The sequence below is a fragment of the Dysgonomonadaceae bacterium zrk40 genome (assembly GCA_016916535.1).
Classification (GTDB): domain Bacteria; phylum Bacteroidota; class Bacteroidia; order Bacteroidales; family Dysgonomonadaceae; genus Proteiniphilum.
Genome location: CP070276.1, coordinates 2679338 through 2704446 on the forward strand (window position 1 = coordinate 2679338; position 25109 = coordinate 2704446).

At 50.8% G+C, this 25109-nt stretch carries 20 protein-coding genes; 11 read left to right on the forward strand and 9 right to left on the reverse strand.

The annotated features are described in order from the left end of the window. Nucleotides 1–19 precede the first annotated feature (19 nt). Both JS578_11060 and JS578_11065 read right to left on the reverse strand, forming a co-directional pair. A complete protein-coding gene (locus JS578_11060) occupies nucleotides 20–1708 on the reverse strand; it encodes a bifunctional metallophosphatase/5'-nucleotidase (GenBank protein QRX63391.1) in 1689 nt (562 codons plus the stop codon). Nucleotides 1709–1766: 58 nt separating this feature from the next. Next, nucleotides 1767–2129: a hypothetical protein gene (locus tag JS578_11065; protein ID QRX63392.1), complete on the reverse strand. Its 363-nt coding sequence runs from the start codon at nucleotides 2127–2129 to the stop codon at nucleotides 1767–1769. Between the two features lie 159 nt (nucleotides 2130–2288). Between JS578_11065 and JS578_11070 the strand changes: the two genes are divergently transcribed. The 5 genes from JS578_11070 (at nucleotide 2289) to JS578_11090 (ending at nucleotide 7434) form a co-directional block, all read left to right on the forward strand. Further along, the gene (locus JS578_11070) at nucleotides 2289–3959 is read left to right on the forward strand and encodes a nucleoside kinase (protein QRX65000.1); all 1671 of its coding nucleotides are present in this window, start codon (nucleotides 2289–2291) and stop codon (nucleotides 3957–3959) included. A gap of 5 nt (nucleotides 3960–3964) precedes the next feature. Next, nucleotides 3965–5350, forward strand: a complete 1386-nt coding sequence (gene mnmE, locus JS578_11075) for a tRNA uridine-5-carboxymethylaminomethyl(34) synthesis GTPase MnmE (protein ID QRX63393.1) — start codon at nucleotides 3965–3967, stop codon at nucleotides 5348–5350. 125 nt (nucleotides 5351–5475) lie between these two features. Continuing rightward, nucleotides 5476–5751 carry a beta-lactamase family protein gene (locus JS578_11080; protein ID QRX63394.1) on the forward strand — a complete coding sequence of 92 codons (276 nt, stop codon included), beginning with the start codon at nucleotides 5476–5478 and terminating at the stop codon, nucleotides 5749–5751. Between the two features lie 337 nt (nucleotides 5752–6088). Beyond that, nucleotides 6089–6610 carry a transposase gene (locus JS578_11085; GenBank protein ID QRX63395.1) on the forward strand — a complete coding sequence of 174 codons (522 nt, stop codon included), beginning with the start codon at nucleotides 6089–6091 and terminating at the stop codon, nucleotides 6608–6610. Further along, the gene (locus tag JS578_11090) at nucleotides 6529–7434 is read left to right on the forward strand and encodes an IS3 family transposase (protein QRX65001.1); all 906 of its coding nucleotides are present in this window, start codon (nucleotides 6529–6531) and stop codon (nucleotides 7432–7434) included. The genes JS578_11085 and JS578_11090 overlap by 82 nt, the downstream gene beginning before the upstream one ends. 357 nt (nucleotides 7435–7791) lie before the next feature. Here the strand turns inward: JS578_11090 and JS578_11095 are convergent, their stop codons facing one another. Continuing rightward, nucleotides 7792–8967 (reverse strand): 3-phosphoglycerate dehydrogenase, encoded by a 1176-nt coding sequence (locus JS578_11095; GenBank protein ID QRX63396.1) that lies wholly within the window; start codon nucleotides 8965–8967, stop codon nucleotides 7792–7794. Nucleotides 8968–9202: 235 nt separating this feature from the next. Between JS578_11095 and JS578_11100 the strand changes: the two genes are divergently transcribed. The 6 genes from JS578_11100 (at nucleotide 9203) to JS578_11125 (ending at nucleotide 15836) form a co-directional block, all read left to right on the forward strand. Further along, nucleotides 9203–10054, forward strand: coding sequence for a LytTR family transcriptional regulator (locus JS578_11100; GenBank protein ID QRX63397.1), 852 nt, complete (start codon nucleotides 9203–9205; stop codon nucleotides 10052–10054). Between the two features lie 182 nt (nucleotides 10055–10236). Beyond that, the gene (locus tag JS578_11105) at nucleotides 10237–11349 is read left to right on the forward strand and encodes a nitronate monooxygenase (protein QRX63398.1); all 1113 of its coding nucleotides are present in this window, start codon (nucleotides 10237–10239) and stop codon (nucleotides 11347–11349) included. Between the two features lie 267 nt (nucleotides 11350–11616). Next, nucleotides 11617–12726, forward strand: coding sequence for a pyruvate dehydrogenase (acetyl-transferring) E1 component subunit alpha (pdhA, locus tag JS578_11110; GenBank protein QRX63399.1), 1110 nt, complete (start codon nucleotides 11617–11619; stop codon nucleotides 12724–12726). Then, nucleotides 12723–13700 carry an alpha-ketoacid dehydrogenase subunit beta gene (locus JS578_11115; protein QRX63400.1) on the forward strand — a complete coding sequence of 326 codons (978 nt, stop codon included), beginning with the start codon at nucleotides 12723–12725 and terminating at the stop codon, nucleotides 13698–13700. Before pdhA ends, JS578_11115 begins: the two co-directional genes overlap by 4 nt. Before the next feature lie 11 nt (nucleotides 13701–13711). Then, nucleotides 13712–15022: a 2-oxo acid dehydrogenase subunit E2 gene (locus JS578_11120; protein QRX63401.1), complete on the forward strand. Its 1311-nt coding sequence runs from the start codon at nucleotides 13712–13714 to the stop codon at nucleotides 15020–15022. A gap of 154 nt (nucleotides 15023–15176) precedes the next feature. Next, nucleotides 15177–15836 carry a DUF4919 domain-containing protein gene (locus tag JS578_11125; GenBank protein QRX63402.1) on the forward strand — a complete coding sequence of 220 codons (660 nt, stop codon included), beginning with the start codon at nucleotides 15177–15179 and terminating at the stop codon, nucleotides 15834–15836. Nucleotides 15837–16081: 245 nt separating this feature from the next. Here the strand turns inward: JS578_11125 and JS578_11130 are convergent, their stop codons facing one another. The 6 genes from JS578_11130 to JS578_11155 form a co-directional block, all read right to left on the reverse strand. Then, nucleotides 16082–17632 carry a 4Fe-4S dicluster domain-containing protein gene (locus JS578_11130; GenBank protein QRX63403.1) on the reverse strand — a complete coding sequence of 517 codons (1551 nt, stop codon included), beginning with the start codon at nucleotides 17630–17632 and terminating at the stop codon, nucleotides 16082–16084. A 107-nt stretch (nucleotides 17633–17739) separates the two neighbouring features. Further along, on the reverse strand, nucleotides 17740–18678 hold the full coding sequence (locus tag JS578_11135; GenBank protein ID QRX63404.1) for a DUF362 domain-containing protein: 939 nt from the start codon (nucleotides 18676–18678) through the stop codon (nucleotides 17740–17742). Between the two features lie 78 nt (nucleotides 18679–18756). After that, a complete protein-coding gene (locus JS578_11140; GenBank protein QRX63405.1) occupies nucleotides 18757–20643 on the reverse strand; it encodes a TonB-dependent receptor in 1887 nt (628 codons plus the stop codon). Next, nucleotides 20640–21041 carry a phosphoribosyltransferase gene (locus JS578_11145; protein QRX63406.1) on the reverse strand — a complete coding sequence of 134 codons (402 nt, stop codon included), beginning with the start codon at nucleotides 21039–21041 and terminating at the stop codon, nucleotides 20640–20642. The genes JS578_11140 and JS578_11145 overlap by 4 nt, the downstream gene beginning before the upstream one ends. 4 nt (nucleotides 21042–21045) lie before the next feature. Further along, nucleotides 21046–21555, reverse strand: a complete 510-nt coding sequence (locus JS578_11150) for an ECF transporter S component (GenBank protein QRX63407.1) — start codon at nucleotides 21553–21555, stop codon at nucleotides 21046–21048. A gap of 157 nt (nucleotides 21556–21712) precedes the next feature. Next, nucleotides 21713–25099 (reverse strand): DUF1080 domain-containing protein, encoded by a 3387-nt coding sequence (locus JS578_11155; GenBank protein QRX63408.1) that lies wholly within the window; start codon nucleotides 25097–25099, stop codon nucleotides 21713–21715. Between the last annotated feature and the right edge of the window lie 10 nt (nucleotides 25100–25109).

The window sequence follows — 25109 nt, forward strand, 5'->3', positions numbered from 1 at the left end:
TTTTTTTAAAATTGTTCATTTAGTTAATGCTTCTTCTCATTTTTAGAATCTCCGAATGCTCAATTCGATGGATTCCCCGGAATTGATAATGGGTCCCCGGAAGGGAGGAGAAGGTGAAGGGTCCCTGGTCGTTGGCGATTGCCCTGCCGTCGAGGGATGGCTTTACGGGTGAGAAACGCTCCAGGTACTCCATCACCGCATCATGCATGGTGAATGGTTGCGTTTCCACATCCTCTACATCGCGCATACGGCAGAGCATATCCTCCGGATCTCCCTCACGGGTGCAAGCCGAGATGGTGTAAATCCGCCCGGGCTCCAGTGGTTCGCCATTGATCCGCACAGACTGCACACGACTTCCTTTTTCAGCGGTGCTGTTGAACTTCACCTCCATGCCTGAAAAACGAACAAACCAACCGCCAAATCGTTCCGTTGGATTCTCTGCAAAAACATTGTGGGCCTCCTTTTCCAACCACTCCATCAGCTGGCTCCCCCTCACCTTGCCGGTCTTCACGTAATCATCGATGGGAAGCATGTTCCATAAGTCGTTGCGCGTGATGAGTGCCGGTTTGCCCTGTTGTGGCACGATGGGATTGCCGAAGCGGAAACCATTGGAGAAGGAGATATCCACCCCTGTCTTCCACCGCATGGCATCGGTGATCATGTTGTCCATCGCATTTTCCACCACCAGATAACGGTAGAGGGGCTCAGCCGTGGAGCCAATCACTCTCTCCAGTTCAGCACTGTATGGTGCCTTCTTCTCGTCGATAAGCGCCTGTAGCCCTTTGTCGGCAGGGTACCGATGCGGGTCTGTTTCGATCAACTCATATTGATCCTCCACCAGTCGGCCCTGTTCGAAATGAAGCGTCAGCTTGCCCACGAAGGAGCCGAAGGCACCCGGCTCCACCACCTTGGCATACTTGCCCTCGATGGGTTTGCGCACCCGTTCATGGGTGTCGTTGCCAAAGATGTAATCGGCATGCCGGCTGATGGTGTTGTTGGCCAGCGCCACCTGTTTGGCCAGCCCGATATGGGTGAGCAGGATCACGAAATCTGCCTGCTCATCGAACTTCACCTTCCTGATAACCTCCTCCACGCTCTTATCCAGGTCGTTGAAGAGGATCCCATTGCTGTAACTGGGCGCTTGCCGGAATGGGATGTCCGGGTCGTTGATGCCTATGAACCCTATCCGGATGCCGTCGATCTCCCTGATCCAGTAGGGTGGGAAGAGCTGTTCACCGCTCTCCTTATGACGCATGTTCTGCGCGATCACGTTGGTATGGTAGTTGTTCATCACCTCCATCATGATCTCCTTGCCGTAGACAACCTCCCAGTTGCCGGGCAGCAGCAGGTCATAGTTCATCTCCCGGACAATATCGGGAAAGATTTTGCCTTTTGAGGCAGCAGCGTAACCGCTCCCCTGAATCAGGTCACCCCCGTCCACGATGATGGTACGACCGGGATTGGCTGCCCGCTCCTCCTCGAAGATGGTTTTGATGACAGCCATTCCTCCCCGTTCACGGAAAACCGCTTCTCCGTTTTCCACGAAAAGCTCCTGGTGGGTGTCCAGCTGCCCGTGGATGTCGGCTGTCTGAAGGATGGTGATGGTGGTGCGCTCGTTCATTGTTCTGTTCTCATTGTCTATTGTAGCTGCCTCTACTGTGACAAACATGGTTGACACAGCAAGTGCAATGAATAATATCTTTTGCATTGTTGTTTTTTTTTCGGGTGAAAAATGAATTGTCTGTAAATGTGTGGATGTGGAGCCGTTAAGCCCTGGGAGGACGCCCTGCATCCTCAAACCAGACATCTTCCCGATGGAATGTGTAGCAGGTAAAGTGAAAAGGAGTTGGGTTGAGCAAGGAATGGTAAGGTGCCAGTAACTGTGGTTCTGCAAAGGTGCAGAACTTGGTGAGTTGCAGTCGCAGGCTCTCAGTCTGGTCACCGTCAGCATGAAAGAAACCCTGGTCGGTATCACCCTGGTTTTTCTGCGCCCGCTTGCAACTTCTTGTTAGGGTAACCGTCGACTGATCACCTTTCCTGATCATGTCCCAGGCATGCATTTCGCTTGCCGTGAGGCTGACCAGGAAAGTGATCAGTAAACCTATGGTGATGCTCTTTTTTCTCAGCAAAACAGTTTCTTTCGTTTGTTGTTCCTGTACACTTAACAAGAGTCTGCATGAAATGTTTCCCTTCTCATGCTTTTTGGGAATTTTTCACAGTCACTTCCCTAAAAAGGAGTTCCATCTGCAAAAAATGGCGTATATTAGTCTCCCCAAAAATGAATGGATATGACGAGTGATACCGTAAAAGTTTTTTGTCGCAATACAGGTGAAGAGAAAGAGGTCCGCATTGGTACACCTCTCACTGAGTTGATTGCTCATTTCGGAGTGAAGATGCCCTACCTGATTGCCAACGCCAAGGTGAACAACAAAACAGAGTCCCTGGAATACCGGGTCTACCGGCCCAAGACCATTGAATTTGTCGACCTGAGCGACTCCTCAGCCATGCGTACCTACGTGCGGTCGCTCTGTTTCATCCTGGCCAAGGCGGTGGATGACCTGCTGCCCAACGCGGAGATGTACATCGAGCATGCTGTCTCCAAAGGATATTATTTCCAGATCGAGTCTGATCTGCCGGTAGGTAAGCCGGAGCTGGATGCCATCCGCAACCGCATGCATGAGATTGTGGCGGCAAACATCCCCTTTGTACAGGTGGAAGAAGAAACCGGAAAAGTGGTTCAGCTCTTCCGTGAACGGGGTATGGAGGACAAAGCCTTGCTACTGGAGACCTCCGACCTGCTCTATGCCCGTTATTCGAAGCTGGAGGAATACATCGACTATTTCTACGGTTGCCTGACCCCCTCCACCGGTTACATCACCATGTTCGACATCCAACCCCATAACGGCGGATACCTGCTGCGGGTCCCCAACCGGGAGAATCCCGTAGAACTGGAACCGGAGATCAGGCAGGAGAAGCTGTTGAACGTCTATCGGGAACATTTAAAATTTCTGAAGATCAGCCGCCTCGACAACGTGGGAGACCTGAACAAGGCCAAACGGGAAGATCGCATGTCACCGGTGATCCAGGTGGCGGAAGCATACCAGGCAAAGCAGATCGCCGATATCGCTGAGGAGATCACCCGCAGGTTCGCCGAGGGGGTGCGTGTGGTACTGATATCGGGACCCTCCTCCTCCGGGAAAACAACTTTCCGCAAACGCCTCGAGGTGCAGCTGATGGTGAATATGCTGAAACCGGTGGGTCTCTCGCTCGATGACTATTTCATTGACCGCGACAAGACTCCACTCGATGCCTATGGCGAGAAAGATTATGAGTCGCTTTACGCCCTCGACCTGCAGCTGTTCGAGGACCATATGCTCCGGCTGATGCAGGGAGAGGAGGTGGAGCTGCCCTCCTACAATTTCGTGACCGGCACCCGCGAGTACAAGAAGCATTTCCTGAAAATGGAGGAGAACAGCATCCTGATCGTGGAGGGAATTCATGGTCTCAATCCTGAGCTGACAGCCCATATCCCTAGCGAAAAGAAATTCATGATCTATGTCTCGGCGCTCACCTCCATCTCGCTCGACGACCACAACTGGATACCCGCCTCCGACAACCGACTGCTGCGGCGCCTCGTGCGCGATTATCGCTACCGTGGCTACTCGGCTGAGCAAACCATCTCCCGCTGGGAGAGTGTGAGACGTGGTGAGGACCGCTGGATCTTCCCCTATCAGGAGAATGCAGACGTGATGTTCAACTCGGCAATGATCTATGAGCTGGCTGCCATCCGCCGTCACGCCGAGCCAATCCTGATGCAGGTGCCCCGCACCGCTCCGGAATACTCCGAAGCCTACCGCCTGCTCAAGTTCCTCAGCTATTTCAATTACATCACCGACAGGGAACTGCCTCCCACCTCGCTGTTGCGCGAGTTCCTGGGTGGCAGCAGCTTCAGATACTAAAAACAATGTCAGAGGTTATTTGTGCCATCTCTACCCCTCCCGGCATGGGAGCCATCGCCGTGATCCGTCTCTCGGGTGAGGGATCGGTTGCCTTGGTGGATGCAATCTTTCAGGCTGCTTCGGGGAAAAAACTGGAAACAGAGGCATCCCATACCGTCCATTTCGGACGGATCAGCGATGGGAAGGAACTGCTGGACGAAGTGCTGGTGACCCTTTTTCGCGGTTCTCGCTCCTTCACCGGGGAGGAGAGCGTGGAGATCTCCTGCCACGGTTCGGTATACATTCAGCAGCGGATCATGGAGTTGCTGATAAGCCGCGGGGCACGAATGGCTGCGGCGGGTGAGTTCACACGGCGCGCTTTCCGCAACGGGCGCTTCGACTTGAGCCAGGCAGAGGCGGTGGCCGACCTGATCGCCTCCTCCTCGCGGGCCTCCCACCGCGTGGCAATGAATCAGATGCGGGGTGGATTTGCCCGTAAGCTGGCTGAGCTGCGCGACCGGCTGCTGCAGTTCGTCTCCCTCATCGAGCTGGAGCTGGACTTCTCGGAGGAGGATGTAGAGTTCGCCAACCGGGAGCAGCTCTCCCTGCTGACCGACACCATCGAACAGGAGATCAGCCGCCTGGCAGGATCCTTCCGCCTGGGAAACGCCATCAAGAGCGGCATCCCGGTCGCGATCATCGGTGAGACCAACGCCGGCAAATCAACCCTGCTCAACCTGCTCCTCAACGAGGAGAGAGCCATCGTGAGCGACATCCACGGCACCACGCGCGATGTGATCGAGGACCTGGTCAACATCGGGGGTGTCACCTTCCGCTTCATCGATACGGCCGGCATTCGCCACACCACCGACACCATCGAAGCAATGGGCATCGACCGCACCTACCGCAAGATTGAACAGGCCTCCGTCATCCTCTGGGTGATCGACCTTCTCACCCCTCAGAAGCAGTTGGAGTCAATGGCGGCAACGCTGATCCCACGCCTTACGGGTAAGAAGGTGATCCTACTCTTCAACAAAGCCGACCTGGTCGCAGACAGTGAAAAATCTGCCGCGCTTGATCTCTTCCCCCACCTGGATGCGAACCGCCTCTTTATCTCGGCGAAAAAAGGTGAGAACACCGAACAACTGCAACAGCTGCTGGTAGAAGCAGCTGCCATGCCTGAGATCGCGGAGGAGGATGTGATCGTGACCAACCTGCGGCACCTGGAAGCACTCAACCGTGCCCACGAGTCGATCCTCCGCGTGCAGGAGGGACTGGCCATCGGCATCACCAGTGATTTCCTCTCGCAGGACATCCGCGAATGCATGTTCCACCTGGGTGAGATCACCGGCCAGATCTCCAACGACGAGATCCTGGGAAACATCTTCAGCAAGTTCTGCATCGGGAAATAACAGAATAATCTAATCATAATCATAAAAACATGAAGAAAACGTTTTTTTAGCTGATAGCTGTGTTCTGTTTATCAGCTACAGCCAAGAATGAGCCAAAAGACTCCAGGACAAGTTATGCAAAAACAGTGCTGCAACCCTATGTGGATAGTGGTCAGTTGGCCGGTGCCATTAGTGTATTCTACAAGGACGGCGTGCAGGAAACCTGCTGCATAGGCTATGCCGCCGCATCGCCCATCATGTTCGAGCCCGGTACCCGCGAGCTTTATTCTAACACAGGAATTGACATTGGTGCTGCTGTTGTTGAGGTAGTCACAGGGATGAAGTGGGAGGCTTATCTCAAACAGGAGGTGCTTGATCCCCTGGGAATGAAGTCCACATGGTTCTGGCCTACCGACGAATAGCTTAAGAACAAGATAGAGCTCTATTTGAGCAAAGAGAATGCTCCAGCCGAGTGGGTTGCCGAAATCGACAAAGCTGCCGAGAAGTTCTTCGCACAGCCATTAAGCAAATCTGGTGTTGATGTATATACCGGAAGAACTGAGTAATTCATTTCATGAGCCATACCCACGTTTATCAGGGACTTTTAACATACTGTCTCATCCTGAAAGAACGTTACGCCAAATAGTGAACATGTTCCAATATATTGGGAAGCTCTTGTTATATTCTAAATTAATGAGGCTGTCTCAATATTGAACCGACCCCCAAAAGTTAGACAAAATACTTTTGGGGGTTATTTTTATGTCTAAACACACGTTTGAAAAGAAATTATCAATTGTATTCCGGGTAAGGAACGGAACGCCCATATCTCACCTATCCAGAGAATACGGTATTAATGAAAGGATGATATTGGAATGGGTGCGCAAACATGACCGTTTTGGGGATCAAGGTCTGCAAAAGCGGCCAAATGTTCGTGCTAACGGTGAGTTTAAAGAGGCAGCAGTAAGACTCGTAATTGAAAATAAATTATCTTTACGGGAGGTTGTTTTACAGTATGGTGTAAGTATGACTGCGCTGGAAAGCTGGGTAAGGGCCTTCAGGAAAGAGGGTTATCAAGTACTGCACGTACAGAATAAACAGGGACGACCGATAAAGGATATGAGTCGAGCAAAGAAGCAGGAACCGAAAACAGAACTGGAGAAACTTCAGAGCGAGAATGCCAGGCTGAGAGCCGAGAATGCATTATTAAAAAAAGTCAAAGCTTTAGTCGAGGAAAGAGAAGCCCACGAATGCATGACTGGGCGGAAGCCATCGAAGGACTAAGGCAGGAACATGATCTTACAATCCTGCTGGATTGTAAACAGATGGCACGTTCTGTCTTCTACTATCACCGTAATCGGCTGAATTCCGCCGACAAATACAAGCGTGAGAAAATGGAGATCAAGAACATATACGACCTGCACAAGGGCAGGTACGGTTATCGACGCATCACGGCCGAGATGAGGAATAGGGGGTATGTGATAAATCACAAGACGGTACAAAAATTAATGGGGATATTGGAGCTGAAATGCAGGATTAGGAAAGTCCGCTACCGTTCATACAGGGGCGAAGTTGGCAGAATTGCTCCCAATGTGCTTGAAAGGAACTTCAAGGCAAGCCGGCCCAACCAGAAATGGACTACGGATGTTACACAAGTAAAGATTGGAGATGAGAAAATATATCTGTCGCCAATACTTGACATGTTTAATGGCGAGGTAATATCCTATAGTATATCCAATAGTGCGAATATGAGAATGATAAATGAAATGTTGGACAAAGCCTTTGGTAAAGTGCGGAAAACCAGTGGGATTATCTTTCATTCTGACCAGGGGTGGCAGTACCAGCAATATAGTTACCGCAAGATCCTTGAAGAACATGGGATTATCCAGAGCATGTCCCGAAAAGGAAACTGTCTTGATAATGCAGTGGCAGAAAACTTTTTTGGAATCATGAAAACCGAATTGCTATATGCGGAAAAGTTTGAATCGTCCAAAGAGTTTATAACAGCTTTAAAACAATACATTAATTACTATAACAATGAAAGGATAAAAAACAGGTTAAATGGAAAGAGCCCGGTGCAATACCGAGCTCTGTTACAAGAATCTTAATTTAAAATCTTGTCCAACTTTTTGGGGTCACTACATATGCTAATGAGATGTTTTTTTTCATCCCACACACTAAGATTCGCCTTATATGGCTTTTTACTGCGTATCAATTCAGTCGTAACTGACTCTAATCTGGTTCGAATCTATTAGAACCATATTAGAACCATATTAGAACGAGATTAGAACGAGATTAGAACCAGTAACGAAGAAAATAGGCTGTCTCGTCCTGAAATAGGGTACACAATAAGTAAATTCAAAACAGAAAAAGAGACCGTCTCACGTGAAATGATGAGACGGCCTCATGAAGCTATTGACGCACCGGAATCAGTGATGTGAAGTGGCATCACCGTTTTGGTTCGCTCAGATTGCAGGCAGGATGCGCACCATGCAGACTCCGTCGATCGCTTTCAGCTTTTCGCTGATTGACGCGTCTACTGTTTTCTGGGTGACATCAATGATGTTGTAGGCAATGCCATCGTATTTGCGGTTCAACATGCTGTCGATGTTGATGTGTTCGGAAGCCAGGATGCTGGAAATCTGGCTTACCATGTTGGGTATGTTCTTGTTGGCGATTGTGATGCGGCAGCCGTCGTGCCTTTCCATCGCGGCAGCCGGGAAGTTTACCGAGTTGGTGATGTTGCCGTTTTCCAGGAAATCCTTGACCTGGTTTACCGCCATCACGGCGCAATTGGTTTCCGACTCTTTGGTGGAGGCGGCCAGGTGAGGGATGACAATCACCTTCTCCATCTCCAGCACCTCTTTGTCGGGGAAGTCGGTGATGTATCGGGCTACTTTCCCCGATGCAATCGCCTCTTTCAGATCCTTCAGATTGACCAGGCCCCCGCGTGCGAAATTCAATATCCGCACGTTGTTTTTCATCATCTTGAGTTTGTCTTTGTTGAGGTAACCCTCCGTCTCGGGTGTAAGGGGGATGTTGAGCGTGATATAATCGGACTGTGACAACAAAACTTCAATCCCTTGCACCCAGTTCACCTCGTTGCTCAATTTCAGGGCCTGTTGCACGGAGATGTAGGGGTCGTAGCCAATCACATTCATCCCCAGAGACTTGGCGGCATTGGCCACCAACACGCCGATTGCGCCAAGGCCGATCACGGCGAGTGTTTTGCCTTTGATCTCCTGTCCGGCAAACTCCTTTTTGCCTTTCTCTACGAGTGCCGGAATTTCATCTCCTTTGCCGACCAGTGATTTAGCCCATACTGCACCGTCGATGATGTCGCGCGAAGAAAGCATCAATCCGGCAATCACCATCTCTTTTACACCGTTTGCATTTGCACCGGGAGTGTTGAACACCACGATCCCTTTTTCTGTGCATTTCTCAATTGGAATGTTGTTGACACCTGCACCCGCTCTTGCCACGGCTTTCAGTGACGAGGGTAGTTCCATGTTGTGCATTTTGAAACTGCGCAAAACAATTGCATCGGGGTTGGGGAGTTCGCTGGCAATCTCATAATTGCCCAAATGGAAGATTGATAAACCTTCAGGATCGATTGCGTTTAACGTTTGAATCTTAAACATTTGGATTGATATCTTTTGAAGTTGTTGAATTGTATTTTCCTAAAAAGAAACAAAGATCACTATTTTATCTGTTGTGGGTGCAAAATTAATGAAAATTGTTGTGAAATAGCTCTGTTTTGTGAACAATTGAAACTCAGTTCGGGGAATTGATCAGACGATTGATTTAATGAGTTGAAAAACCCTCGGACTGCTTCAATAATTATTTGTACATTTGTTGAAAAGGAAATATCCGGCAATGATAAGCGCATTACGTTTTTTGAACAAACCCTATCCCCTGAATGACGATCTGAAACACAATGCCAAGATCGTTTTGTTTCTGAGTATAGGCGTGTTTGCGTTTTTATCTCTCTTTCAGCCGATTGGCATTAGTGCTTTTTCAAGAAAAGAAATCATCTATCTGGTCTTTGGGATTGCAGCATCCCTGTTTGTGATCCTGACCTTGAATCTGATTGTTTTGCCAAGTGTCTTTCCCCGTTTTTTCAACAGCAGCAGATGGAACATAAAGAGAGAGATTGGCTGGGATTTGTGGATGTTGCTCTCAATTTCAAGTTGTGCGTTGTTGGTCTACTCAAAAATATTGGGCCCGATTGGCATTGCGTTCACTGATGTGTTGAAAGTTATTTTGATTGGTTCTGTCCCGGTGGCGTTGCTGATTATCATCAATTATAACCGTATGCTGCGATCCAATTTGAAGTCGGCACAGCTGCTCAACCAAAAGTTGATCGAAAAAAGAGAACAGATCCGAAGACTGATTCATTTTGAGTCGGAATACAAGAACGATGAGATTACGCTTAATCCTGCATCGATATTGGCGATTAAATCGGCAGATAATTACGTCGATATCTATTACGAGCGGGAGGGATCACCGCGAAGACATACCATCAGGAGCACCCTGAACAAAGCAGCAGCAACAACAGAGAACTGTGGCTTTCTCTTCAGGTGCCACAGGAGTTTCATCGTGAATATTCATCGTATCACGGAGGTACAGGGGAATCCCCAGGGATATACCTTGTACATTGACAATCTGGATTTCCCCGTGCCGGTTTCACACATGTATATCATGGAATTCAAAAGACTCTTGATTTAGTTTATTGGCCACTCTATTCCCTTTTTTCACCCCTTAATCATCCTTTCATCCCTAATTGAGCGTGAGGCATCCCCATTCTTTTGCTGATCGCAATTTCATCCCTAATTTTATTGGTGAATTATCACTATTTGCTTACACAAACTATTGTGCAAGCTCGTTTCACATTATCAAACAAAATAAAAATGGAAGAATTAAAAATAGGAGATCTGACAGCCAGGCTGCCAATCATACAGGGAGGAATGGGTGTCTGTGTCTCCATGTCGGGACTGGCTTCGGCCGTTGCAAACGAGGGTGGTATTGGGGTGATTTCTGCTGTTGGGATTGGCATGTCAGAACCCGACTACAGGAAACATTTTCGGGAATCGAACAAGATCGCGTTGCGAAAAGAGATCCGGAAAGCGCGTCTGAAAACAGAGGGGATCATCGGTGCGAACATCATGATGGCTGTCTCCGATTTCGATGAGCTATTGACAGTGGCTCTTGAAGAAAAAATCGATGTTGTATTTATCGGTGCCGGATTACCCCTTAAGATCCCTGCATTCCTGGAAAGCATCAACCAGGGTGATACCGCGACCAAGATCGTTCCCAAGGTCTCCTCCTCCAGAGCAGCAAAATTGATTTTCAGACACTGGCTGGAGAAATATAACCGGATACCCGACGCGGTGGTGGTGGAGGGCCCCCTTGCCGGAGGCCATCTCGGTTTTGGCAAGGAGGAGCTGAAGGAGAGCCGGCAATCACTCTATACGATCGTGAAAGAGACTGTCGCGGAGATGGATCTTTTTCAACAGGCAACAGGCCGGGAGATACCGGTGATTGCCGCCGGAGGCATCTATACCGGTGGTGACATGTACAACATATTGCAGTCGGGTGCCAAAGCCGTGAAGATGGGTACCAGGTTTGTAACCACCACTGAGTGTGATGTCTCAGAAAAATTCAAACAGAATTATATCGACTGTAACAAAGAAGATATTGTGTTGATCGATAGTCCGGTCGGTTTACCCGGCAGGGTGATCGTCAATGACTTTGTAAGGGAGATCCAGCAAGGTGCACAGAAGCCGGTGCGGTGTCCCTGGAAGTGTCTGAAGACATGCGACTACAAGAAAGTTCAGTTCTGTATTTCCGAAGCACTGTTCAATGCTGCACAGGGTGATTTCGCACATGGATTTTCCTTTGCCGGTACAAACGCCTATATGGCCAAGGCAATCATCTCAGTGAAAGAAACGATACAACAGCTGAAAGAAGAATATTACAAAGAAGAGGTGAGGTACCAACAGAATGCTGTTTCTGTATACTAATTTGTCGTAACCAACACCTCCATATATCCCGAGACAGAAATCATCCATTCATTTCCGGGGCGACAGGGCTCTGCCGCTTCTGCCTGTATATGCCCTTCAATCGATGTGCGATTTATTTTCAAATGTTCCTCGGCTCTAGGTGAAAGTGAATCAGCCAATTATTTTATTTGTGTCAATGTTTGTACCCCTTGTGATAAACTATTTGTGGGTGTGACTGTTATATTGAGTGCAAATAATTATTTGAACTGGTTCTAAATAGACAGATTAATGACCCAAGACGATTTACCTGCGGTTTTCAGTGACTTCAATCCACTGGAAGATAAAATGCTGCAAATCATCGACAAAGAAGGTGAAATGATCCGCAAGGATTTGATGCCTGAACTGGACGATGCCTTTATAGTTGATGCCTACCGCCAGATGCTTTACGAACGGACTGCCGATGAGATGGCGGTCTCCTATCAGCGTCAGGGAAGGATGTATACCTTTACACCCAACCTGGGACAGGAGGCGATTCACATAGCCGCCGGGATGAATATCCGGCATGAGGACTGGCTTGTACCCGCTTTTCGCGAAATGGGAACCCTTCTCTCAAAAGGGGTGACCATGAAGGAGATGTTTCTTTTCTACCTTGGCAACGAGTGGGGCGGCAGCTTTCAGCAAGCGCATCACACGCTCCCCATAGCCATCTCTATTGGTACACAACTTCAACACGCTACCGGCATTGGTTACTCGGTGAAGTACCGAAAAAAAGATGAGACGGTCTTCACCTTTATCGGCGACGGCGGTACCTCAGAGGGCGACTTCAGTGAAGCCCTCAACTTCGCCGGCGTCTGGCAGGTGCCTGTGATCTTCACCGTCCAGAACAACCAGTATGCCATCTCCGTGCCGGTACAGAAGCAAACCAACTCGATCAACCTCGCGGTCAAGTCGGTTGCCTTCGGTATCCCCGGTATCAAGGTGGACGGCAACGATTTCTTCGCGATGTACCTCGCCTACAAGACCGCAGCCGAGCATGCCCGGTCGGGCAGGGGACCGGTACTGATCGAGGCGCTCACCTACCGCCTGGGTGCACACACCACCTCTGACGACCCCTCCAAGTACCGCAAGAAGGAGGAGGAGCAGTTGTGGGGCAAGAGTGACCCGCTGATCCGCCTGAAGCGGTACATGCAGGATGCAGGGATCTGGTCCATCGATGAGGAGCAGCTTCGGGAACAGTACAAAGCAGAGATCGACCGGGAGTTCACAGCGGCGGAGGATGAGAAATCTTATCCACTGGAGGATGTGTTCAGACACATGTACAGTGACATGCCGGATGAACTGAGAAGACAGAAGAGCGAGTATGAACAATTCTTAAGCTGGAAGGAGAGGAGAGGATGAGCGTGATGACCATGGTGAAGGCGATCAACAATGCGCTGGACATCAAACTGAAAGAGGATGAGAATATTGTAATCTACGGTGAGGATGTAGGCGTGGAGGGAGGTGTCTTCCGCGTGACCGAGGGGTTGCAGCAGAAATATGGAACAGAGAGGGTGTTCGACTCGCCCCTGGCAGAGTCGGGAATCGTTGGTACGGCCCTGGGGATGGCAGTCTCGGGACTTCGTCCGGTGGTGGAGCTGCAGTTCGAAGGGTTCACCTTCCCTGCCTTCAACCAGATTCTCTCAAACGTAGCCCGCATACAGAACCGCTCACGGGGCAAATACAAGGCTCCCATGGTAATCCGCTTTCCCTACGGAGGAGGTGTGAACGCCCTGGAGCACCATTCCGACAGTCCGGAGGCACTCTTCGCCCATATCCCGGGATTGAAGGTTGTGATTCCCTCCACCCCGCACGATGCCAAAGGGATGATGATCGCTGCCCTCGAAAGCAACGATCCCATCATCTTCATGGAGCCGAAACGGATCTACAGGGCCATCAAGCAGGAGGTTCCCGATGAGAAATATACGCTTCCCCTCGACAAGGCCAGGGTGGTGCAGGAGGGCAGCGACATCACCCTGGTAGCTTTCGGCGCCATGGTCCGCGAATGCCAGAAGGCAATCGTGATGGCGGAGGAGGCAGGCATCTCGGTGGAGCTGATCGACCTGCGCTCCATCTATCCGATCGACCGGGAGGCCATCCGCACCTCGGTACGGAAGACGGGGAGGATGATCGTGGTGGCCGAGGCACATGAGTCGTTCAGCGTGGGATCGGAACTGCTCGCCATCGCCAACGAAGAGGCATTCCTCTACCTGGAGGCTCCCCCGCGCAGGGTGGGCGGCTTCGACACCATCGTACCCCTGGCACAGGGAGAGCCCTATTACATCATCTCTCCCGACCGTATTTTCTATGAGATTGAGAAAACCATTCATTTTTAAACGATACCCCTATGAACCATATTTTTAATTTTCCCGATCTGGGCGAAGGACTCGAAGAAGGTACCATCCTTGAATGGTATGTGAAAGTGGGGGACAAGGTGAAAGTAGGTGATCCGCTGGTACAGATGGAGACCGACAAGGTGGTGGCAGATATTCCCTCCCCGAAGAATGGGGTCATCGTTGCCCTCCACGGGAAGCCGGGAGATGTGATTGCTGTGGGGGCTCCTCTTGCCGAAATCGACTTGACAAGCAGTGGTAAGATTTCAACGGGTGCAAAAGTAGACACTGCAGTCGCAGCACCGGAAGCATCTGTGGAGCCGATAGTAGAGGGTGAGGATGCCGCTGCTGTTGTGGGTACCATGGAGGTGGCCGGCAGCGACGGACTTCTTGCTGCGAGCAATGAGGGAGCACCCTCAGCGAAAGAAACAGGTGAGCCGCAACGCAAAGCACTGGCCACGCCCGTGGCACGTGCACTGGCAAAGGAGATGGGTATCGATATCAACAGGGTACCCGGGAGCGGTCCCTCCGGCAGGGTGAAACGGGAGGATATCCTGCAATTTGACAGTGGTGTTGTTCCCCAGCCGAAGCCAAGTGGTGCGACAGAAAACAATGCCGCTGAGGATGTGACTTACCTGCCGCTCACGCAGATACGCAAGACCATCGCCCGCAACATGCTGCATGCCAAGCATAACGCAGCACATATGTCGGTTTTCGAAGAGGTGGAGATCTCAGCACTCAAAGCCGTGATTGCAAGATACAAGCCCCTGTATGCCGAAAGAGGGGTGAAGCTCACCTACCTTCCTTTCATCGTGAAGGCAGTGGCTCAGGCGTTGAAACACCATCCGCAGCTCAACTCTCAGATCGATGCCGAGAACAACAGGATGATCGTCCGCAACCGACGGCATATTGCCATTGCGGTGGATGCTCCCGATGGCTTGGTGGTGCCGGTGATCCGTGATGCTGACAGGATTTCAATCTTCGAGATTGCAACTCAGATTGGTACCCTGGCTGAGAAAGCCAGAAACCGCAAGCTTACCCTCGAGGAGATGAAGGAGGGTTCCTTCTCCATCACCAGCTTCGGCTCCATCGGCGGCATATACGCCACCCCGGTGATCAACTATCCTCAGGCGGGTATTCTGGGTATCGGCCGCATCATGAAAACACCCATCGTGAAAGAGGATGAGATCGTGATCGGCAACATCATGCCGCTCTCCCTCTCGGTGGATCACCGCATCGTGGATGGCGGTGAGACTACCCGCTTCCTCGCCAGGGTGATGGGCTACCTCTCCGATCCGTTGTCGTTGATGATGGATGAGTCTTGATTATTTTATTTATTTAACAAAATATCTGCTTGAAGCGCTCATAATTTTGTTACTTTTAAGGATTGAACAGGGATGATGCAGTGAAAAGAGACATTTGCTGCATTTGGGAGTATCAGTTTACCTTTTGATATTTACTCACTTAAATAACCTTATCATGAAACATGTTATGATTTGCTTCCTGCTCACATTATTTGTTTGTGGGATTTATGCACAGGCTCCTGTTACAGAGGCACCGGACTATGAGTCAATCAAAAATGAAATTGTTGACACAGCCTCCGATCATTATTATCCCCGGCTGTTGGAACGGTATGAATCTTTTGATTCCACACTGACGTTACCAGATTACCGCCATCTCTATTATGGTTACATCTTTCAGGAGAATTATGATTCCGACTGGAAATCAAGAGATGAAAAGAAGATTCAGAAATATTTTCGGGGTGCGAAAGAGGATGAAAGTAAATTAGACAAGGTGATTGAACTGGTGAGCAAGTCACTACAGGAAAACCCCTTTGATTTGCGGACCATGCAATTTCTCTGTTTCCTCTATCACCAGAAAGGAGATATGGAGATGGGGAAAAAAGCTTCTCACCGGTTTATCTCGATCATAGGGGCAATCCTTTCGTCAGGAGACGGTGAAAGCTGCGAGACAGCCTACCACGTGATCTCTCCACGCCATGAATTCAGCATCCTTAAGATTTTTCAGTTTGAATCGGCTGCACAAAAGAATGTCAACGGCTGCAATTACCTTGAATTGAAAGAAAATAAAAGGGGGATGGAAGGCATCTATTTCAAGGTGCCAACCAATCAGAAATAATCATTCAATGGAATCGACAGTACAAAATTGTGGTGACTGCCCCTTGAGGGCAAAGTATGACCGCAACCCAAAGTCCTTCGCAGGACGTTTCTGGCGATGGCACATCAATTTCTGTCCGGGATGGAAAGCTTATTTTTCCTCCCTGACACCCGAAGAAAAAGATTTGCTAAGAGATAAGTATCATTACAAAAAGCAGACTGCCTGAGGGGCAGTCTGCTTTGTATTAACCAAGTCAAATTATCTGCTTAAAATCCGAAATCATCAATCACCACTTCATCTGCTTCTACTTTTTCGAGCTCTATTCTGTTCTGTGTTGACAATCCTTCGACGTATATCGCCTTAAAGGGAATTGCCGGGCATACATACTCACATCCGCCGCAACCAACACATATCTCAGGTCTGATCTCGGGGATGGTGAGCGCTCCCTTGTAGGGAACCATGTGTACCGCCTGGGTGGGACAGTGTTCCGAGCAGGCACCGCAGCTGGTTTCATCGTAGTAGACGATGCAGTTCTCGATGATGAACTGTACCTGTCCCATCTGGGTGTGGTTCTTCTCCTCTTTGGTCAACGGCAGGATGGCCCCGGTAGGACACACCTCCCCGCAGATGGTGCAGTCGTAATTGCAGAAGCCATGGTCGAAGTAGAGCCGGGGTTGCATCATGCCCCCCAGTCCATATTCCAGGAATGCAGGTTTAATCACATGCGACGGGCACTTGGTCACGCAGAGGTGACAGGAGATGCATTTCTCCCGCAAGTGATCGAAAGTGGGGACCCCGGGAGGAGCGATGGGGATCTCTCTGCTCAGGTCCTGCTTGGGCATCAAGCCGTTGGTTGCGCCCTGTGCCAGCAATTTTCCGGCAGCCAGTCCGGTAACCAGCGATGCGGAGAGAAAACGTCGCTTGGATGGATCCTGTGGTCGCGCTTCTTTGATGTAGGTGAAAGCCGGAACCTCTTGTCTCTTTTTGTTTTGCCAGGGCAATGCAAAACGGTATTTCATGGCATCACGGTTGCAGCTCTCAATGCAGTTGAAACAGGTGATGCATCGGCTCTGGTCGATTTCCTTGTTCTTCGCGTCGATGCAGGAAGCTTTGCATTTCATGCTGCAGAGGCCGCAGGAGTTGCACTTCTCATCATCGAAAGTGATCTGGAAAAAGGAATACTTGCTGATAAAACCGAGGAGGGTCCCCACGGGGCAGATGGTGTTGCACCATGTCCTGCCGTTCCGCCAGGCCAGGATGCCGATCACCAGCAGCATGGTGAGGGCGATCAGGGTGGAGGAGATGCCCAGCAGGTAGATGCTCACCCGGTAAAATGTGTAGTTGTCGAACGATGTGAAGATGGTAGCTAGTAGGTTGTTGCCTGCAAGGTAGGCGGGACGGAACAGGTGGGTTACCATTCTGCCGTATGCGCCGTAGGGGTCTAAGAGACCCGCTAGGAAGGTGAAACCGAAGATGAAAGCGATAAGCGTAACAGTCAGGACACTCCAGCGGAGTACGGTCTTGGCTTTGCTGTAGCGATATTTTTTCTTCCTGATAAACCGTTTGGAGAACCATGCCACGATATCCTGGTAGATTCCCATGGGGCAGAGGGAGGAGCAGTAGACTCTTCCAAAGAGTAGTGTAAGGATCACCAGTCCGGCAAGGATCACCAGGTTGGCGGCCAACAGTGCCGGGATAAATTGCAGTTCTGTAAGAAATTGCAGTTGAGCAGGCAGCAGCCCCCTGAAATCAAGGAAATAGAGGGTGATCAGGGTGAAGAGAATGAGTGAGGCGATGAGTCTTGTTTTTTTCAGCATAGGGTTGGTATATGACGGTTGATCATCAGTAAATGGGCGACTGAATCCGGTGGAGGGTGCCGGATTCTGTCGCAATCATCTGTGTTGTTTGAACACGCTGCTCTGGTTCAAATACGGACTCTGCGGATCTTCAGTTTGTCGAGGTCCATGGTGCCTAAACCGTGTTCCTGCGCCTTGGCCAGGTGTCCCACCTTCTCAAGCGGCATCTCGCGTGCCTGGTTGAAGAAGTTGGCTGCAGCCGTGTCAGCAGCTACGATATCCTGTGAGAGAAAGAGCCCTTTGGAGAGTACCACATCGGAGAGTGAGCGGCCGCGGGGACCGCTGGTCTTCATCAGCCGGTAGGCATCCACCACGTTCAGCACGGGCCGTTTGGCATAAGTACATACATCGGCAATGCACTGTTGCAGGTCGTTGGCATGGAAGTATCCCCTGTCCCATACGATGCCCATGTAGTTCTTCATCGAGATGGTGAGCTGTGCACCGCCATGATTCTTCAATACCGGTACATTGATCCATTTATCGCTGTCGACGATTGCCTGATGGATCTTGGCACTTTTGAGGCTTTTGCCCTTGGGAAGGGAGACCGATTTGTAGTAAGATTCCTGGTGGGCGGGAACAACCTTTGCTCCGGCAGCTTTCGCGGCTGCTTCAATGCCGCTGTTGCTGTAGCACTTGCGCCAGTCGTCACAGGTATGGTCGAACACCGTTACCTCTGCAGCTCCGGCATCGAAGCACTGCTTGATGATTTCTGTGATCAGCTTGGGATTTGTGTTGGCAGCCATCTCCACCGGCTGGTCCCATCCGATGTTGGGTTTCACGCAGACCTTGTCGCCTTTGCTGATGAAGTTTTTCATTCCTCCCATCTCGGCGATCGCCTTGCGGAACATCGCATCCGGCTCGCCACCCATCACCGCAACCAGGTCGTATGCCGTGGCCTGTGCGGATGCGAACGACTGGGTGAGGATGCTCATAGCTTCTGTCTCTTTAACCGTAGTGAGCGCTGCTCCCGTAAGGGCTACCGCTCGTAGGAAATTACGTCTGTCCATCTGTTTATCAGTTTAGGGTTGATTTGTTATGCTGTTTCTGCAGGGCCGATGGATTTGGTTCACCGGCCGTGACAATGTTTAAAAATGAAAGTTGATACCTCCGAAGAGTGATCTGCCCGGCATCGGGTATCCGGCATTGATCTCATATTCCTCACCCAGCAGGTTTTCTCCTTTCAGAAAGAGATCAATTCCTTCGAGGAGACGATATTGTGCCCGTGCGTTCCAAAGCAGGAAATCCTCTTGCTGGGGTGTCGGGTTGAGCGTGGTATGGAGTCCTGAAACTGCCATCAATCCCGAAGAGAGACTCCACCTTTCCTGCGTGAAAGTGCCGCCTGCATACAACTTGTGTTTGGGGGCAGCGATGATGGGGTGTACCATATCCAGGTAGCTGTAATTGGCAGAGAGCTGCAAATTGGTCGTAGCTTGCCAGGAGATCTCCGTTTCCACCCCCCTGTTATCCACCTCGCCGCTGTTGCTCCATTTGCCGATTCCCGGTTCCACCTGTTGGATCATGTTGTCTCCCTTGATCCAGAAGAGGTTCAGTCCGAAACGGAGGCGGTAATGCGGAATCATCTGAAGCAGCGACAGCTCGTAATTCATCAACCGTTCCGGCTGCAGATCAGGGTTCTGCGGCGGGAACATGTACATCTCCCGGATGGTGGGGTTGCGGAACCCCTTGCTCATGATTGCCTTCAGCACGGTGGTGGTGGAGGGGGTATAGGTGAGCCCTAACTGCGGGATCCATTCCGACCCGTTTTTCTGGTGGTGGTCCAACCTGATGCCTGCATTCAGCGTGATCCTGTTGTCAAAAAGAAACTGCCTCAGGTTGAGGTAGCCGGCGGTGGAATTGAGCCGCATATCGGCCAGGGTGATGTTGTCCGACGCATCTGGATAACGGTTCCATGCTTTTCCGCCAAAGCGAAAATGATCGAAGCCGGCGGTGATCCTGTTGCCCGAGAAGAAGGCATAGGACTGATAAAGGGAAACTCCCGCCATAAAGTCGTCTGAACGGAAACGGTGTTCGAGCGGAATATACGATGCAGATGCAGGTACCCCGTCATTGATCTCGTGCGATCCAAAGTTATAGAACAACTTTACAGCGCCGGAGGTGTTTGTGTAGTTGTTCTCAATCACCGCTGATCCCACTCCTCGGGTGATATCGGCATCATTGTCGAGAATGGGATTGGAAATCTTTCCCGGATTAGAGGAGGTGCTCCGGGCGAGGTTCAGGTCAACCGAACTGTTCCAGTGGGATGAGAATTCATATCCCATCCTGGCATAGCCGTTCAGTTGTTCGAACTCCATGTTGGGCCTGTGCCCATCGGAACGGTTGTAACCGATACCGGCGTTGCCATAAAACGGTTGCTGTTTCCATCCTGTAACAGCGTCAGCCGAGAAGCTGTTGAAGCTTCCGTACATCAACCGGGCATTGTTGCGGAAACCCTCTTCACGCTCTTTTTTGGTGATGATGTTGATCACTCCTCCCATGGCGTTGGAACCGTAGAGCATGGAAGCGGGACCTCTCACCACCTCCACCCGTTCGGCCATCATCGATTGGTAGCTGTCGGCGAGTGGATGTCCCATGAGTCCCATGTACTGGGGGTGTCCGTCAATCAGCACCAGCACACCCGAGGTGGGTGCACCACCGATACCACGGATGCTCATGCCGCCTGCCGCCCCGTTGGCTACACCGTAACCCATTATCCCTCGTTGCGTGATAAAGAGTCCCGGCACCTGCTCAGTAAGCAGTGGTAAAAGGGAAGGCTCTTTTCGTTCCTCTATCTTGTTGTTTCCGATAACCGATACCGTCATGGGCAGTGTGCGCAGGGTGATGCCGGGCATCGAGCCGGTCACGATCAGCTCATCGAGCTGCACGGTGTCAACGACCGCGGGTGTTACATCGTGAGCCGCAGCAAGTGCAAATGCGAGGGTTAGGGCAACGAACAGCAGGAACAGTTTTCTCATTGTATCCAGGGAAATTTGAAGCAATCTTCGTCGTAAAGTGAATAGTCAGCCTTGCCGTTCACGGCAAAGGTTTTGATCTCTCGGGCATCATGCAGCAGGTCGATGGCAAACTGAACGGTTGCTCCTGTTTTAATCCGATCTTCCACCAGCAGAATGGTTTTCCCCTTGATGTCGAAATCGATGGGCGAAACAAGCTGTGGCCGCTCGAATTTGGGCTTTTGAGAGGGGTCCCGCAGGTTGATGCGGAGCAACTCCATGCGCAGGTTGAGCCGTTGGTTGAGGATGGCTGCGGGAATGATGCCACCGTTGGCGATGGCAACAATCAGGTCGAATTGCTCTTGAAAGGTGATCTCACGAAACCGTTGCATCACCGTTTCGAATGATTTTTGTTCACTCATCACCCTACACTTTTCTGACAGCTTTCAGCAGGAAGTAACCGCCAACAAGCTGGATCAGCATTCCGGGCAGTCCGATGCGGAAATCCTGCAGTGCTGTATAGAGGCTTCCGCTCATGGCCCACTCAAGACCGGTCCCGATTACCTGATAGGCCAGAATGGTCAAAAGCAGTGCCAGGATTGAGATCTTTCCGAAATGTTTGGCGGCCATGGCAGCAGCGATGGCGAGGATCACCGATTTCACGAGGATGGCGGGCAGCACGGCTGCGGGGGGCATGCCAAAGAGAAGATGATTGGCCAGCGGTGAGAGCAGGGCAGTAAGAATCCCCACATGGATACCGTATTTGTAGGCGGCAATCAGCGTGAAGAAGTAAATCGGCAGGAAGATAAATCCACCCTGGGGAATGAGATGTGCCAGTTGCGGCAACAAAAGATTGCCCACGACAAAAATTGCAGCAAAGAGATAAGTCTTGCTGTTGTTCAGGCTGTAGGAATAGAGTTGCGTTGTTGTAGACATAATGATGCAGTTTTAGGCTTGATATTTAGGTTTTGTTTGGATCCACCAGTAATTGGGGCAGTTTTCTTTCGCAAATATAGGGAAAAAGATCAAAAAAGCACCATCCGGATCACAACAGGATGGTGCTTTTTCTCAAATTGTGAGAAATTAACTCTCTTTATTGCAGTTCCCTGATCCTGATGTTACGGAACTTAACGACCGAACCGTGACCCAGGAAACCGAGGTGTCCCTTTTTGTTGAAGAGTCCCGGATGTTCCTTGCCATCGGCTGTCCCGTTTTTAGTGGCCTCACGGATGTTGCCGTCGAGGATGGTGGTGCCGTTGAGGATCACTTTGATGTTGTCACCGTCGGCAATCACCTCTTGACTGTTCCATTCACCGTTCGGCTTGAGGAAACCTCTTTTTGCGGGAATCACTCCGTATACAGACCCGTGGTACTGATAAACTTCAAGATTCTCATAGATGGGGGCATCGTTGTCGAGAATCTGGAGTTCCATGCCTTGGTAGGCAGCATCACCCTCCATGGGTGTGCGGATGCCCAGTCCGTTGTTGGCTCCTGGTGTGAGCATGAACTCAAAACGGAACACGAAATCGCCATATTCCTGAAGGGTGTAAAGGTTACCGCCGAAGTTTTCACTGGGGTAGAGCACGATCTGTCCTCCTTCCACGGCATAGTCCCGCTTGTTGCCGGTCCACTCATCGAGGTGTGTGCCGTCGAAGAGGATTTTAAAACCATCCTTTTCCTCTTCCTTCGACAGCTCAAAAGGTTCCGGTTTTGGTATCTCCTTGATCAGGATGTCGCGGTAAGCCACCTTGCTGCCGTGCGCCTGCAGTTCAATCTGTTCAGTGGGGAAGATGGGTATTGTTCTGTCCCAATAGTTCTCCAGGATCACATTGTCGGTCACCAGCTCTCCATTCAGCCAGACAGAGACTCTTTGCCCAGCCATGCGGATGCGGAAGGTGTTCCATTCCCCCACCTTCTGGTCAGCCACCTTGAGTGGCTTTGAAGGGTTTTGAGTGTTGTTATAGAGCCCGCCGGACCCCACCTGGGCACCCACGTCCACACGTGCGGTATCCCAAATCTGTACCTGGGGCGTTCCGCGCAGGTAGATGCCTGCATCAGGCTCGGGGCCTTCGTATAGCTTCCAGTCGATCAACATCTCGAAGTCACCGTATTGCTTCTCAGTACATAGGTTGTCGCCCTTCCCGGTGAAGAGCAGTGCACCATCCAGAACGATCCAGCTTGCAGCAGCCATCTTGTCGGCCTCCTGTTGTGCCTTGGAAAGCTCCTTCACGCTCATCTGGTTTCTCTTGATCGGGTTGGCCACCAATCCTTTCCATCCCTCCAGGTTCTTGCCGTTGAAGAGGGGGAGGTATCCACCCTCGACAGGGTTCTCCGACAGGTACTTCTGGATGGATTGACGCTGGTAACCGGCATCAGGGTTGCTGAGCGTTTCACTTACCTTTTGCAGGATGGCTGAGGTTTCTTCTCCGGCATAGGCAGGGTTGTTCAGGGCGATGGCCATGGCTGCCTGGGCAGCAGCCTCACTCAGTTGTGGGTCATCCATGAAAGGAACCACATAGCGCATTGCCTGGTATTGTCCTGTCTGACCCAATAGTTGCAGGATACGGTTCCTCTGCTCAATTGTTTGGGCAAACGGCATGATCTCCCGCAAGTAGAGATATTGTACCGCTCCGGTTTGACCGGAACGGCCAATTAGGGATATCAATGCGTCAGATACCCTCGTGAGCTCCATTTTGCTTGAACTGCTCCTGGCAATCTCCAGTAAAGGGTGGATTACTTCAAACGATTTCCAGGTGGTCAGGGCGCTTAACGCCGCTTCTCTGATAGTTCCTTCTTCCTTGTGAAAGGTGGATGTGATGCGATCCAGTGCCTCCTGCGATCCACTGTTGGTGAGAGCACTGAAGTATAACTGCTTGTTCTGCGAACGCTCCATACGGGTGGTGACCAGTGCCAACTGTTCTGCAGCAGGGAGATGGTCCAGAGCAGCATTGATTGCCTTCTGCAGCGGTGTTACAAGTCCTTGCTCTGCCTGTTCCAGCAGTGTGAACAGGTCGGAGAGGTTTTCGGCGGTGACCACATCTTTCAAACTGTTTGCAGCAGTCTGTTTCACCGTTGCATTATCGGTAAAGAGCTGGTTATAGACCAAGTTGTACTGACTTGTCATCTTGCGCCCTGCAATCAGCTGCAGGATGGCTTTCTTCCCATCATTGCTGCTCTCCTCAAATACAGATGCCAACGTATAGGATATATCACCGGGGAAAGAGGCGAGGGCCTTCGTTGCCAGTGAGACCGTTTCGCTGTCGCTGCTCTTCAGCAGGGAGGCCAATGCGATCAGGGCTTCGTTACCACCCATGCGGGTGAGTGACTGCAGTGCTGCTTTTTGTACCATTTCATTAGAAGAGGCCGAGAGACGAATGATCACAGGAAGCAGTTCTTTCCTGTTGTTTTCAGCGACCCAGTAGATCAGTGCTGTTTGCACCTCGGGTGATTGTGTGGTCGCCAATTCTTTCGTGATCAGCTGCATCGATCTGTTGTCATCCGTAAATGAAATGCTATTGAGCAGTGGGGTAAGATAGCTGATCTCTCCCGAATTAAGGGCATCCTGTAGTAAAGATGCCTTACGTAATGAGGACTGTCCAGCCAGCAGTCGGGCTGCAACTACCATCAGATCGCTCTTCTCGTTTTTTCTTGCATGGGATAGTAGTCTGGTTGCTTCTCTTCTCACCAGACCTGGTTCTTCACTGCTGAGCCTCTCCAGAAGGGTGAGGTAGGAGGCTGTGGCATGGCCCTTATGATGGGTAAACCCGGTTGCTTCTGCGGCTCTTTTCAGGGGTTTCAGCGATGCCTTACCACCAGTGTGGGCAAGTGCGTTGAGCAGTGCCTTCTCCATCTCTCCGGTAGGTTTGAAGCGGAGCAGGTCGAGCAGCGTCTTCTCGGCTTTGTGATACCCCGTTTGTGCCAGCGCATTGATCAGCTGTAGTCTGATCTCTTCGCTTCCGGAAGAGCCGACCCCTTGTAGGAGTGCATCGCAGGCCTTTTCACTGCCAATTGAGATCAGTGCCATAGAGGCAGCAGATGAGAGGTGAAGGTCGGAAAGAAAACCTTTCAATAAGGGTACCTCATCATCGCCGGCTATGGTGCGCAGGTTCCGAATCAATGTTGCCTTCACTTCATTGTGCAGAGGTCTGCCAAGTGCTTTGCCGATGGCCACAGCAGCAATCTTTCGTTGTGTTTTATCGTTTGCGACATAGTGAACCCAACCGTTGATGGCAAAATCAAGGGTCTCGTTGCTCTGGCTTCCCGGAGGGTTTAGCCGCCCGATCAGATCCAGCAGTCCCTCTTCACCGGTCGATACCAGTTCGGTCATCACCCTGTTGTACTGTTCCTGCGTATCCGCCGGTAATTGGGCCAGTGCATCGGCGATGATGGTATTTTTTGTTCTGCCCTCTGGCAGTTGCGCCTGGATACCGGATACGATTAACAGGCCCAGGAGTAATATCAAAAATCGTTTCTGTTTCATTGCTTGGGAA

Coding starts and splice junctions, on each gene's coding strand:
- JS578_11060 (QRX63391.1), bottom strand. CDS start 1,708: ATGCAAAAGATATTATTCATTGCACTTGCTGTGTCAACCATGTTTGTC.
- JS578_11070 (QRX65000.1), top strand. CDS start 2,289: ATGACGAGTGATACCGTAAAAGTTTTTTGTCGCAATACAGGTGAAGAG.
- mnmE (QRX63393.1), top strand. CDS start 3,965: ATGTCAGAGGTTATTTGTGCCATCTCTACCCCTCCCGGCATGGGAGCC.
- JS578_11085 (QRX63395.1), top strand. CDS start 6,089: ATGTCTAAACACACGTTTGAAAAGAAATTATCAATTGTATTCCGGGTA.
- JS578_11095 (QRX63396.1), bottom strand. CDS start 8,967: ATGTTTAAGATTCAAACGTTAAACGCAATCGATCCTGAAGGTTTATCA.
- JS578_11100 (QRX63397.1), top strand. CDS start 9,203: ATGATAAGCGCATTACGTTTTTTGAACAAACCCTATCCCCTGAATGAC.
- JS578_11105 (QRX63398.1), top strand. CDS start 10,237: ATGGAAGAATTAAAAATAGGAGATCTGACAGCCAGGCTGCCAATCATA.
- pdhA (QRX63399.1), top strand. CDS start 11,617: ATGACCCAAGACGATTTACCTGCGGTTTTCAGTGACTTCAATCCACTG.
- JS578_11115 (QRX63400.1), top strand. CDS start 12,723: ATGAGCGTGATGACCATGGTGAAGGCGATCAACAATGCGCTGGACATC.
- JS578_11120 (QRX63401.1), top strand. CDS start 13,712: ATGAACCATATTTTTAATTTTCCCGATCTGGGCGAAGGACTCGAAGAA.
- JS578_11125 (QRX63402.1), top strand. CDS start 15,177: ATGAAACATGTTATGATTTGCTTCCTGCTCACATTATTTGTTTGTGGG.
- JS578_11130 (QRX63403.1), bottom strand. CDS start 17,632: ATGCTGAAAAAAACAAGACTCATCGCCTCACTCATTCTCTTCACCCTG.
- JS578_11135 (QRX63404.1), bottom strand. CDS start 18,678: ATGGACAGACGTAATTTCCTACGAGCGGTAGCCCTTACGGGAGCAGCG.
- JS578_11140 (QRX63405.1), bottom strand. CDS start 20,643: ATGAGAAAACTGTTCCTGCTGTTCGTTGCCCTAACCCTCGCATTTGCA.
- JS578_11145 (QRX63406.1), bottom strand. CDS start 21,041: ATGAGTGAACAAAAATCATTCGAAACGGTGATGCAACGGTTTCGTGAG.
- JS578_11150 (QRX63407.1), bottom strand. CDS start 21,555: ATGTCTACAACAACGCAACTCTATTCCTACAGCCTGAACAACAGCAAG.
- JS578_11155 (QRX63408.1), bottom strand. CDS start 25,099: ATGAAACAGAAACGATTTTTGATATTACTCCTGGGCCTGTTAATCGTA.